The sequence below is a fragment of the Acanthopleuribacter pedis genome, assembly GCF_017377855.1.
GTDB lineage: Bacteria > Acidobacteriota > Holophagae > Acanthopleuribacterales > Acanthopleuribacteraceae > Acanthopleuribacter > Acanthopleuribacter pedis.
This window is the reverse complement of the sequence record NZ_JAFREP010000001.1, coordinates 410,181-422,145: the sequence shown is the minus strand read 5'-3', so window position 1 is coordinate 422,145 and position 11,965 is coordinate 410,181. Positions and strand designations below refer to the sequence as shown.

General features: G+C 57.4%; 7 protein-coding genes. 5 read left to right on the top strand and 2 right to left on the bottom strand.

Annotation, left to right across the window (positions count from 1 at the left end; genetic code table 11):
* Nucleotides 1–103: 103 nt before the first annotated feature.
* Together J3U88_RS01470 and J3U88_RS01465 are read left to right on the top strand one after the other, a co-directional pair.
* Nucleotides 104–1,684: a sigma 54-interacting transcriptional regulator gene (locus tag J3U88_RS01470; protein WP_207856342.1), complete on the top strand. Its 1,581-nt coding sequence runs from the start codon at nt 104–106 to the stop codon at nt 1,682–1,684.
* A gap of 553 nt (nt 1,685–2,237) precedes the next feature.
* Entirely contained in the window at nt 2,238–2,990 is a 753-nt protein-coding gene (locus J3U88_RS01465) for a hypothetical protein (protein WP_207856341.1), read from the top strand.
* Between the two features lie 351 nt (nt 2,991–3,341).
* Here the strand turns inward: J3U88_RS01465 and J3U88_RS01460 are convergent, their stop codons facing one another.
* Nucleotides 3,342–5,858 carry a serine/threonine-protein kinase gene (locus J3U88_RS01460; RefSeq protein WP_207856340.1) on the bottom strand — a complete coding sequence of 839 codons (2,517 nt, stop codon included), beginning with the start codon at nt 5,856–5,858 and terminating at the stop codon, nt 3,342–3,344.
* A 365-nt stretch (nt 5,859–6,223) separates the two neighbouring features.
* A complete protein-coding gene (locus J3U88_RS01455) occupies nt 6,224–7,273 on the bottom strand; it encodes an ADP-ribosylglycohydrolase family protein (protein WP_207856339.1) in 1,050 nt (349 codons plus the stop codon).
* A gap of 173 nt (nt 7,274–7,446) precedes the next feature.
* Between J3U88_RS01455 and J3U88_RS01450 the strand changes: the two genes are divergently transcribed.
* The 3 genes from J3U88_RS01450 to J3U88_RS01440 all read left to right on the top strand — a co-directional run bounded on the left by J3U88_RS01450 (nt 7,447) and on the right by J3U88_RS01440 (nt 11,885).
* Nucleotides 7,447–8,736: a mechanosensitive ion channel family protein gene (locus J3U88_RS01450; protein WP_207856338.1), complete on the top strand. Its 1,290-nt coding sequence runs from the start codon at nt 7,447–7,449 to the stop codon at nt 8,734–8,736.
* On the top strand, nt 8,733–9,170 hold the full coding sequence (gene rimI, locus J3U88_RS01445) for a ribosomal protein S18-alanine N-acetyltransferase (protein ID WP_207856337.1): 438 nt from the start codon (nt 8,733–8,735) through the stop codon (nt 9,168–9,170). Before J3U88_RS01450 ends, rimI begins: the two co-directional genes overlap by 4 nt.
* A gap of 210 nt (nt 9,171–9,380) precedes the next feature.
* Nucleotides 9,381–11,885 carry a glycogen/starch/alpha-glucan phosphorylase gene (locus J3U88_RS01440; RefSeq protein WP_207856336.1) on the top strand — a complete coding sequence of 835 codons (2,505 nt, stop codon included), beginning with the start codon at nt 9,381–9,383 and terminating at the stop codon, nt 11,883–11,885.
* Nucleotides 11,886–11,965 lie beyond the last annotated feature (80 nt).

The window sequence follows — 11,965 nt, the reverse complement described above, 5'->3', positions numbered from 1 at the left end:
ACTTTCGGCTCTGTTCTCGGACCCATAGCGCATTCCGACCAATCGCCCCGCACACCATGGCGCCGGCCCAAGGTCCATCTTTAATGAAACAATCGATCACCCTATGAACTTAGACCATCTCCATGCCGCAACCGAACCCTCGCAAACGTTGACCGAGGAGGAAACGCGCCGTTTCCCAACCTTCACCATCGTGAGCCATCCGATTCCCAGTCGCATCGGCGATGTCTACCAGCTTCAGAGCAAAGACATGGCGTTATCGCGGATCGCCCCGGATTTCATGAATCCAGACAGCTACCTACTGTCGCCTTTGGCCGATCCCTTCCTCAGCCGCGCCCCCATCCAGTTTGATTTCGGAACGGGTCGCCAATTGGTGATCCATCCCAACGGCAAAGGGCAGGCGGTCCTCAACGGGGAAACCCTCACGGAACCCCGCGCGGTCTTTCTCAAAGAACTCGAACGCGGCGTGCACTTGGTGCTCGCAAACCGCATTGTGTTATGGCTTCATCACGGCCCCCTGCTCACCCGCCAAGTCGTCCACCACGGTTTGGTGGGCCACAGCGAAGCGGTACGCAAACTGCGCAAAGAAATCAGCTTGGTTGCGGATCTGTCCTGTCCGGTACTGCTGCGCGGCGGTTCAGGAACGGGCAAAGAACTGGTCGCCACGGCGATCCACGAGGCCGGCAACCGCCGCGGACCCTTTGTTTCGGTGAACATGGGCGCCATCCCAGCGAGCCTGGCGGCCAGCGAACTGTTCGGCGCGGTCAAAGGCGCTTACACCGGCTCACAACAAAACCAACTGGGTTACTTCCGTTCGGCCCAAGACGGCACGCTTTTTTTGGACGAGATCGGCGAAACCTCACCCGAAATTCAAGTCATGTTGCTGCGTGCCTTGGAAACCCGCGAGATCGCCCCGGTCGGTGCCCAGAAAAACATCGCCTTCGATACGCGGTTCTTGGCGGCAACGGACGCCAACCTGGAAAGCAAAATGGAGGTGGATGCGTTTAAGGCGCCTTTGTTCCACCGCCTCGCGGGTTATGAAATCAAATTGCCACCACTGGCCAAACGCTTGGAAGATTTGGGCCGTCTGTTCCTCCATTTCGCCCAACCAATCTTGGAGGAACTCCAAGAATTAGCGCGAATAACACCTAAGGATCCCTACATCACACCCTGGATCCCAACCAAGTTGATGGTGCAATTGCTGGAATGCCCCTGGCCCGGCAACGTCCGTCAATTGCGCAACTCGGTACAACAGCTTTTGGTCGCCAATCGCGGCCGACCCTACCTCACCGCAACCGCCACCCTGACGGAATCCTTATCCGACCCCACCGCCGTGGTGAAACAGGCAGAAGAACAAACGCCGAAGCCCGTGCTCGAAGCACCTAAGAAACGCACCAAACCGTCGCAGCTGTCCCATGACGAAGTTCGCGAGGCCCTGCGCACCGCGCGCTGGGATATTCAAGCCGGCGCCGACCGGCTCGGCATCTCGCGCGGCGCCTTATACCTACTCATGAAAAAAATCCCCGGCCTCCACAAAGCCTCGGAACTTGAGGCCGACATCATTTTGGTCGCGCTACGTGAATGTGGTGGCGATTTGCAAATAGCAGCGGACCAGTTGTGCGTTTCCGCTTCGGCGCTGCGGCGGCGCTGCAAACGGATTTGGCCCGACGGCACACCGCCCGTTTAAAACCGAAGAAGCAATGTCGTTAATTAACGTTATTTTTTTTGTAAGGTCGACTTTGACAAAGATTGACATGATGCCGCAACATGGCCCACAAACACATAAGCACCTTGCAATAAAAATCTTATATGTTTTTCTAAAATTGGCATGGTCTTGGCAATTAAGGTAAGTGTCGGTTAGCAAACGATCCGGCTTTGAATATCACAAAGTCAGTTCAGCCCCTCCAGCCGACCGAACCAAAATGCTCATGAACAGCGCGTATTGCGTTCCAGCTTTCTGCCTGACCAGAAATGCGCGCGTGACATGCCCCAACAAGCCCGCCACGAGGCCGAGCAAAAACAAGATGCTGTCAGAGAACCGATTGATCAAGGTTCCCGACACGGCATCAAAGCCGGCACGACCTTTTGCGTCAATCATCGGGTTTTAAAGGGGATGACACCGACCTCCCCAACCCAAACGGGATCATGAGCCGACCGTCCCGCCGGCCCTTTCACGGGGGCATGGGAGACGTGCGCCTTCAACCGCGAGGTTGAAAGGCATGACCAGTTAGGAGTCAGCCATGTTTAAGCCATTTTTCGTATTCATTTTGTTCATTCATACTTTGACTATCATTGCCGCCGAACCTGTAAAAACCTTCATCGATCAAAACATGATTCGGACCCATGTTTCGATCCAGGCACAACCCTTCCAAATCGAATACGCCGATCAGCTTTTCCAAGTTGTGACAAAGGATGGCCTGGTTGAAATCTACGATGGATTTGACCCGTTGCTCGCCGACCGACCCAGGCTTCTCGGGGACCTGGACCAGAACGCCATTATTGATGAAGAGGACGAGGACCCCCTCGAAGACCCCGAGGGTGTCGGTTCAACCCAACAGATCCTCATCCTCACCCTTCCCGCCGCCGACGCCAACGCCGACCTGGTTTTCAACAACGACCCCTACGCCATTATTGACGAAGAGGACGAGGACCCACTCGAGGACCCCGAAGGCGTCGGGTCAACCCAACAGATCCTCATCCTCACCCTTCCCGCCGCCGACGCCAACGCCGGTCTGGTTTTCAACAACGACCCCTACGCCATGATTGACGAAGAGGACGAAGATCCCCTTGAGGACCCCGAGGGCGTCGGTTCAACCCAACAGATCGTCATCCTCACCCTCCCCGCCACCGACACCAACGCGGGCCTGGTTTTCAACAACGACCCCTACGCCATTATTGACGAAGAGGACGAAGACCCACTCGAGGACCCCGAAGGCGTTGGTAGCACCCGGCAAGTGGTCGTCATCATCATTCCCGCAACACATACCTTCTAGCCCGCATATCTCACAAGGATTCGTCGCGAGAAGCTGAACGACTTGTGAGTACGAAGATTACGACCAAGCCACGGAACAGGGGGCCGACCTTTCGCGGGGCCGACCTTTCGCGGGGCCGACCTTTCGCGGGGCCGACCTTTCGCGGGGCCGACCTTTCGGCGTAGCAACTGAGGCGAAGGCGGCTCGACTGAGTAATGCGGATGGCCGCCCCGCGGATGGCCGCCCCGCGGATGGCCGCCCCGCGGATGGCCGCCCCCTCGTAATCGCAAGGCTTGCCCCGCAGCAGAATTCCTTGTGAGAAATGCGGGCGAGGAAAAACGGGCCGGTCGCGGTTCGTAGCGCGGGTTTGCGTCAAAATTTTGGTTCGGGAGGGTTGTCAAGCAATTGGACGATCTCCCGAACCAATTTTGGGTTCTCCGCCGCATCGATCTTGGCCAGGTACGCCTGCAAGATGGGTAAACCCGAGCGATCCCCCTCGGCGAACTGAGCAAGCGAGATATAGGCGTGAACCCGCAAGGCCAGTTCATCTTCAGCCATTGGATCCCCGGTCAACTCGGCTGCCAAGCGGTAAAACAAATCAAGCGCGATATCCGACGCCCCAATTTCATAAAAAGCACGCGCTTCAATGTAACGGCTCACGTGCAACCTCTTTTTCGGGGCTTGCACATCATCGGCGGCAATAAAGGGAAAAGCCGTGACCAAAGCCTGCCGGGGCATGCCGCATTCCAGTTGGTATTGACCCAGAATATTTGCGGTTCGCAAAGACCGTTGGTCCGGGTTCGCGGCACCTTCACATCGGGCCAACATGTCCTTCAAGACAGCGAGCGCGCCCTCGTAATCCTGCATCGCCCACAAAGCGCGGGCCAAGTGGTTCACCATCTTGAGTCCCCCGGAACAATCGCCCTTGGCACGAAGGTGCGCCACAATTTGGCGGTACAAGGCGGCGGCCTCTTCGAACTCGCCGGTTACAAGCAAAAGACGGCCCAAGCTATCCATACCGCGCACAACGGAAGGGTGTCGCTCGGGAAAAGCGTCCTTACGAATCGCAAGCGACTGTCGCAAAAGCGCTTCCGCCTCGTCGAAACGCCCTTGTCGCCGCAGGCAAAATGCCAAGTTATTCTGGGCCGAGAGTAACGGCGGCGAACTCAACCCTTCCACCAAGGGCCGCTTCTCCAAAACGATGCGGTAGTAGACCTCCGCGCGGCTGTACTTGCGTTGCCGCTGGTAAAGGTCGGCCAAACAGCCGACACCCAATAAAAAATCATCATGGGTCTCACCTTCAACCGCGCGCAACACGTCAATCGCCCGAATCAGCAGGTTTTCCGCCTCAAAGGCGCCCTCTTCCGATTGCGACAAGGCCGCGGCCAAATGGACATTCACCACCGCTTCTTGCACGGTCACCGCGGGGTTGTCGATCAGCTTTTTGGCGGCACGTGCCTGGGCAATCGCCCGTTCCACCTCACCTTTGGCGCGGTAAGCGCGGGAAAGGTTTAAATGGTAATCAATCCGCACCGGGGTTTTATGCTCGTCCAGCGCACCGACATCGCTCTCAAGCGCTTTTTTGAAATGGACGATGGCAAAATCAGCCTGATCAAGCTGGAAGTAAACTTCGCCCAAGGTGTTATGGGTTTTGGCTTTAAGCCGATCTTCCCGTCCCGGCCAATTCAAATCTTTTTCCAACTGCCGCAGGGCCGCCAGTTCTTTGCCCTGGGAAATGAAATTGGGATTGGGCGTCCATTGGACGGCTTCCATTAAATCGTTGAGCGATTCCGCGGACTCACGTGCAAATTGGTGTTGCCGATGCAGCCATTGCAAACCAAACGCGGCAAGCAGCATCGCCCCACAGGCCGCGGAAAAGACGAACCGAAATCGGTTCCGTCGCAAAAATTTGCCCGCAAGATAAAAGAAACCACGGGGACGCGCCGAAACCGGTCGGTTCTCAAGTATGTTCTGTACGTCGGCGGCAAAAGCCTCCACGGTCGCGTAACGTTTCTCTACATCCTTGGCCAAGGCCTTTCCAATGACGGCGTCCAAATCGGCACTGACGGTGGCGTTGCGCTCCCGGGCCGGCTCGGGACCGACTTCCCGGAAATGACGCAGGCAGGCGTCGTAGGTCATGTTGGCCATCGATTTACGGTCAAACGGCGGCAAATCGGTCGCAAGTTGGTACAAAATTAAACCCAACGCGTAAATATCACTGCGGGTATCCACCAGCACCTTACCGCCCGCCAGTTGTTCAGGACTCATGTAGGCCGGTGTTCCCACCAAGTCGCCCTGTCGGGTTTGGTAATGCATCAGCTCATTACTTTCAAGCTGTTTGGCGATCCCGAAATCAATGATTTTCACCAGGGGATCGCCGCCGTGTACCAAAATGTTGGCGGGTTTAAGATCGCGATGAATGACCGCGTGTTGGTGGGCATGCATCACCCCGCGGCAAACTTGAAGAAACAGGTTCATTCGCTCAGAAATCGAGAGATTGCCACCCTGGCAATATTCGAGAATGTTGCAGCTATCAGGCACGTATTCCATGGTGAAGTAGGATTCACCTGAGTTGGTTAAACCCACATCGTAGACGGCGGCGACGTTGGGATGATTCATCAAGGCCAACACTTCGTACTCGGATTTAAACCTTAGTTGAAACTCTTGGTCCAGCCGTCCGCCGGAAATCAGCTTGAGCGCCACCAAGCGGTTAGGAACTTCTTGACGCGCACGGTACACGGTGCCCATGCCGCCGCGCCCGATCTTGGCTTCGATTTGGTAAGGAATCCCCAGAACAACCGAGTCAAATTCACCGGCTTCCGATTGCGGACGCGGCGGCGGTCCACCGGAACGATGGGTTTTCGTGTTTCGAAAATCTTCGATGGACATGGCTCACATCCAAACGCGGCCGGCGCCCCCCGGGTTGCCAGGATCGGTAACCACGACCCCACGCGGCACAGAAGGCGGCCTGCAACGAAGTGGAAACCTTGGTGAGAAGCGCGGGCTAAAAACGGCGATTACGGGGGCAGCCAATTTACGCTCAGGGGCCCACGCTTGGGCCAAGGTAACATGCCAAGCCTTATAAATAATGATCGGGGACGCGATATTAAAAATTAAGCACTTCTTTTCCGAAAATTTCCATCTTTCATCTAAGCGCTCATACTTAAAGTATGCAATTCGGGTGGATGCAATCGCGCAAGATTTTGCAGCCCAAAAGGTTGTGTGCGTGCGCCGGCAAGAATCGCTCGATTTAGTTAATAAGGCGGCAAAAGGCGGCGGAACAGATGGGCGACGATCAGGGTCAAAAAGCTGAGATTCCGAAGCATCAACAGCGGAAAAAACAGCAACCCCAGGCCACTTGCCGGGCCGGTGCCGAAGGCTTGCGCCGCGGTACGACGCAAGCGTGACACGCTCAAGGGTTGATCACATAGGGTTTCCAGGTAATGTGCTGGAATGCCGGCCTCACCCAGGGACGCCCCGGCCAACCCACCCGCCATGGCCGCGCCGGTATCGGTATCGCCGCCGCACCGAATCACCGCCGCCACCGTTTCGATCAAATCCCCCGGATGGCGCAACCAACTGTAAATGGCCAGAGGCGTGGTGAAGTAGACGTAGCCACCCTGGCGCCGACGATGCCCGATGGTAACCGCGAAATCGGGGACCGGCAATTGCTGCTCAAGGCCGGCCTCGATCAAAGCGATGAGCCGAACCCAATCGGGATCGTCGCCGCCGACAGCCTGCAGTTCCGCGCGGACTTCTTGCCATCCGGGCATGGTGTTTGACAGCGCCGCCATTCGTGCCAAACGCGCCATCGCGAGCGCCCCGATTTCGGCCTTGCGATTGGCGTGGGTCATTTCAGTAGCGGCACGGGTCAAGGCGTCTACATCGGCGCGCTCGGGAAAACGCGCCGCGTAGCAACCAATCACCGCCGCGCGCATCGCCGGCCCGCTGCCAGGTGAATTGACCGCCGCCCAACGGACCGGCAACCCCAGCCAGGACTTGAGCAGGGCGCGCAAAGTGGCGAAACCGATCCCCGTCGGCAAGGCGAGCAACCACAGCATCAATGCCCGGCGTAAAAGGCGTTGGAACCGGACCGGGTCACCTTGTGAGAGATGCAAAACCTTCAGAACCAAAAAGCTGTGCTCGGTATCGTCGCTCACCATGCCGCGACCAAAGAACAGTTGGTAACCACCCGGTCGAAACCATTTGGCAATCCGCCGAGCAGAAAGGGTTTCAAAAGGCAAACCCAGCGCATCACCGACCGCACCCCCGAGCAGACAACCGACCCCTCGGTCCACTAACATGTTTTCTTCCAAGATGCTACCTCCAGGACCAGAACACGAACGAAATCACATGGGACCCGTCCCGTGAGTGTGATAGGCTGGGCGTTTTGACCGCGATGCGGGAACTCGGCAAAGCTAAGACGTGCCGACCCATCGAAAAGTCGAAGCCGTCGCCTCGGCTAGGAGCCATGCCCATGTACGATTTTCTGACCCACTGGATCCACGACCACCTCGGCGCCCTCGGGCCGGGCAGCCAAACCCTGGCGGGATTGCTTGCCCTGTTGCTTTTGGCAATCGGTATTTTCACACTTAGCTTTTTGGCCAACCTCATCGCCAAACGTTACATCCTCAGGGTCTTGGGTTACATCATCACCCGTACCAAAAACAAATGGGACGATGTTTTTCTGGAACGAAAGGTGTTCAACCGGCTCTCCCACCTGGCCCCGGCGATTGTGATTTACATTTCAGCCGCCTTTGTGTTCCCGGCCCATGAGACGCATCCAATGGAAATGTTGATGCGCCGCGCGGCCATGGTCTACATGATCGTGGTCAGCCTGCTGGTGCTTAACTCGTTTTTCAGTGCGGTTGCCGATATTTACAGCAACTTCGACATCTCGCGCAACCGGCCCATCAAAGGCTACATCCAAGCACTCAAAATCATCATTTACCTGTTTGCCGGGATCCTGATCATTTCGACCATTATCGACCGTTCCCCGCTGATTCTGCTCTCCGGCTTGGGCGCCCTGACCGCCATTTTGTTGTTGGTCTTCAAGGACACCATCCTCGGTTTTGTCGCGGGCATCCAGCTCGCGTCCAACAACATGGTTCGCCCCGGCGACTGGATCTCCATGCCCAAATACGGCGCCGACGGCGACGTAATCGACGTCACCCTCACCATGGTAAAAGTCCAGAACTGGGACAAAACCATCAGCTACATCCCGATTTACTCCCTGATCAGCGATTCCTTCACCAACTGGCGCGGCATGAGTGAATCGGGCGGCCGTCGCATCAAACGCGCACTCAACATCGACATGACCACCATTCGGTTTATGTCGGATGAGGATTTGGCCAAGATGCGCAAGATCACCCTGCTCAAGGATTACCTTGCAGCCAAGGACAAGGAGATCGACGACCACCACCGCACCACCCAAACCGACACCAGCCATCCCGCCAATGTTCGTCGCCAAACCAACATCGGTATCTTTCGCGCCTACGTCGAGTTCTACCTGCGTCGCCATCCCAAGATTCACCAGGAAATGACCCTGATTGTCCGCCAACTGGCGCCCACCAGCGAAGGCTTGCCGGTGGAAATTTACTGCTTCTCCAACGACCAAGCCTGGGCCGCCTACGAGGGCATCCAAGGTGATATTTTCGACCACCTGCTGGCCGTGGTGCCCCTGTTTGAGTTGCAGGTGTTCCAAGCCCCCTCCGGCCGCGACTTCAAAAAATTGGGCGTACCAGAATTGGGTGCATCAGGATCGTGACCGCCAAGCTCACCCCGGGCATCGACGGCAGGGCCTTTGCCGCGGTCGAGGCGACCGCGTTTGACCAGCCGTGGCGGGCGTCGCAATTTCAAGCGGATCTGCACTACCGGGGTTTCGCAATCTGGAACGGCGACACCTGCCTGGCTTTTGTGTATGCGATGGTGGTGGCCGGCGAAGCCGAACTGCTGCGCATCGCCTGTCGCCCGGAACACCGCCGTCGCGGCTTGGCCGCGAACCTGCTCGACGCCTTGCTGCACCATTGCCGCGACGCCGCGGTCACGCGCATGTTTCTCGAAGTGGCCGACAACAACCACGGCGCCGTCGCCTTTTACCGCCGCCATGGTTTTGCGGACGTCGGCCGCCGCAAAAACTATTATGCAACAGGCCGTGACGCCCTCCTCCTCGCGCGTTCGCTCGCGTCGGAAAACAGCTGAATCAGCTTGTTTTTCCCACGGCGTCCCTTCACACGGATTTCAACCCGACGCGGGTTTTTTTCGGCTATGATGGAACCGCATTCTCTCCCCCCAGCTAACCATCGCCGTGCGATCCCCGAAACCTGGGTCATTGATTAAGGTCGCGCTTTTGCCCCACCGCCGGGCCTGGGCCGGGATTGCTTGGTTTTTCTCGTACAGGAGCTTGCACCTATGAGTATTCAACTCGACGCACTGGCCGATTTAATGAAAGGCGTCTCCGCCGAAGAACTCAAAGCCTCGTTTTTTCACCACCTCAAATACTCGCTTGGCCTGTTCAAAGCGGAGGTCTCCACCCACGACCAGTACATGGCCCTGGCCCTGGCGATTCGCGACCGCATGGTCGACCGCATGATGGCCACCGAGGCCCGCTACGAAGCCGCCGGCGCCAAACGGCTCTACTACCTGTCGATGGAATTTTTGATGGGCCGTTCCATGGGCAACAACCTGATCAACCTGGGCATATACGACCAAGCGCGCGCGATGGCCGAGACGCTTGGTCTCGATCTCGAGGAAATCCGCAACAGCGAAGTCGACGCCGCGCTGGGCAACGGCGGGCTCGGCCGCCTAGCCGCCTGCTTCCTCGACTCACTGGCCACGCTCGGTATGCCCGGTTACGGCTACGGCATCAACTACGAATACGGCTTGTTTAAGCAGGAAATTGCCAACGGGTACCAGGAAGAAAAGCCCGATCACTGGACGGAAAAAGGCTGCCCCTGGATGCTCGAACGCACCAACGAAGCCTGCATGATTCCCCTTTACGGCTACATCGAACACGCCACCGACCGCTCCGGCGAATACAACCCAATGTGGATGGGCTGGAAAATCCTGGTCGGCATCCCCCACGACATGCCCATCGTCGGTTACGGCGGCAATACGGTGAACTACCTGCGCTTGTACTCGGCGCGCTCCTCGGAAAATTTCGACATGCGCATTTTTAACGAGGGCGACTACCTCAAGGCCGTTGAGGAGAAAATGACCTCGGAAACGGTCTCCAAGGTGCTGTACCCAAAGGACAGTTTCGAGGCGGGCCGCGAGTTGCGCCTGGTCCAAGAGTACTTTTTCACCGCCTGTGCCTTGCGCGACATCACCCGCCGTGTCGAGGCCAAAGGCCTTTCGTTTAACGCCTTGCCCGACATGGTCGCCATCCAGCTCAACGACACCCACCCATCCCTCGCGATTGCCGAGTTGATGCGGTTTCTGGTCGACGAGAAAGGTGTACCCTGGGAAAGCGCCTGGGACATCACCACCCGCACCTTTGCCTTCACCAACCACACCTTGTTGCCCGAGGCCATGGAAAAGTGGCCACAGCCTTTGTTCGAACGGGTACTGCCGCGCCACTTGCAAATTCTCGACGAAATCAACCGCCGTTTCCTCAAAAAGGTCGCGTTGCGTTGGCCCAATGACCCGGTTCGCCTGCAACAGATGTCGCTGTTCGAGGAGGGCCCCCATAAACAAGTGCGCATGGCGCACCTGGCGATGGCGGGCAGCCATTCCATTAACGGCGTGGCCGAACTCCACACTCACCTGCTCAAAACCAAGGTGGTCAACGATTTCTACAACATGTGGCCTAGCCGCTTTAACAACAAAACCAACGGGGTGACCCAACGCCGCTGGTTACTGAAAACCAACCCCCGCTTGGCCGATCTGATCACCAGCCGCATCGGCGACGCCTGGATCACCAACCTCGACCACCTGCGCGAATTGGAACCCTATGCCGAGGACGCCGAGTTCCGCCAAGCCTTTATGGCCACCAAACTCGAAAACAAAACCAAGCTGGCGGCTTTAATTAACCGGCGCGCACGGGTCACCGTCGACCCCAGTTCCTTGTTCGACATCCATGCCAAACGCATCCACGAGTACAAACGCCAATTGCTCAACGTCATGCACATCATCCACCAATACCTGTGCGTGGTGGAAGACGGCGAGGAACCCGAGGTAGCACGCACCTACGTGTTTGCCGGCAAAGCGGCGCCGGGCTACTGGGCCGCCAAGCAGTACATTAAATTAATCAACAATCTGGCTCGTGTAATTAACAACGACCGCCGCACACGCGGCTTGGTGAAGGTCGCTTTTATTCCCAACTACCGCGTCTCACTGGCGGAGAAACTGATTCCCGCCGCCGATCTCAGCGAACAGATTTCAACCGCGGGCATGGAAGCCTCGGGCACCGGCAACATGAAGTTTGCCATGAACGGCGCCCTGACCATCGGTACCCTGGACGGCGCCAACATCGAAATCCGCGAGGAAGTCGGCAAGGACAACATCATCATTTTCGGGTTGCGCGCGGAGCAAATCGAAAACCACCGCGCCAATCAAAGTTACGACCCTTGGGATACCTATCGCCGCGACGTCCGCGTGCGCCGCGTGGTCGACACCTTCAACACCGATCTTTTTTGTCCTCAGGAACCCGGCCTGTTCCGCTGGATTTTTCAAACGCTGCTGGACCAAGGCGACGAATACTTCCATCTCGCCGACTTACCGTCCTACATCGAGGCCCAGGAAAAGGCGTCCCGGTTGTTTGCCGACCAGGACACCTGGGCGCGTAAGGCGGTCCTGAACGTGGCCCGTATCGGCAAATTCTCCAGCGACCGCACCATCCGCCAATACGCCGACGAGATCTGGAACATCCGCGGCTATGAAACCCTTTCGCCGGGCGAAGAACAAGGTAAGGGCTAAGGGCGGGTCAAGGCCTCGCAACCTTGCCCCGCGCCACTTAGGTTAGCCCGCATTTCTCACAAGGGTTCGTCGCGAGAAGC

Coding starts and splice junctions, on each gene's coding strand:
- J3U88_RS01460 (WP_207856340.1), bottom strand. CDS start 5,858: ATGTCCATCGAAGATTTTCGAAACACGAAAACCCATCGTTCCGGTGGA.
- J3U88_RS01470 (WP_207856342.1), top strand. CDS start 104: ATGAACTTAGACCATCTCCATGCCGCAACCGAACCCTCGCAAACGTTG.
- J3U88_RS01455 (WP_207856339.1), bottom strand. CDS start 7,273: ATGTTAGTGGACCGAGGGGTCGGTTGTCTGCTCGGGGGTGCGGTCGGT.
- J3U88_RS01465 (WP_207856341.1), top strand. CDS start 2,238: ATGTTTAAGCCATTTTTCGTATTCATTTTGTTCATTCATACTTTGACT.
- J3U88_RS01440 (WP_207856336.1), top strand. CDS start 9,381: ATGAGTATTCAACTCGACGCACTGGCCGATTTAATGAAAGGCGTCTCC.
- J3U88_RS01450 (WP_207856338.1), top strand. CDS start 7,447: ATGTACGATTTTCTGACCCACTGGATCCACGACCACCTCGGCGCCCTC.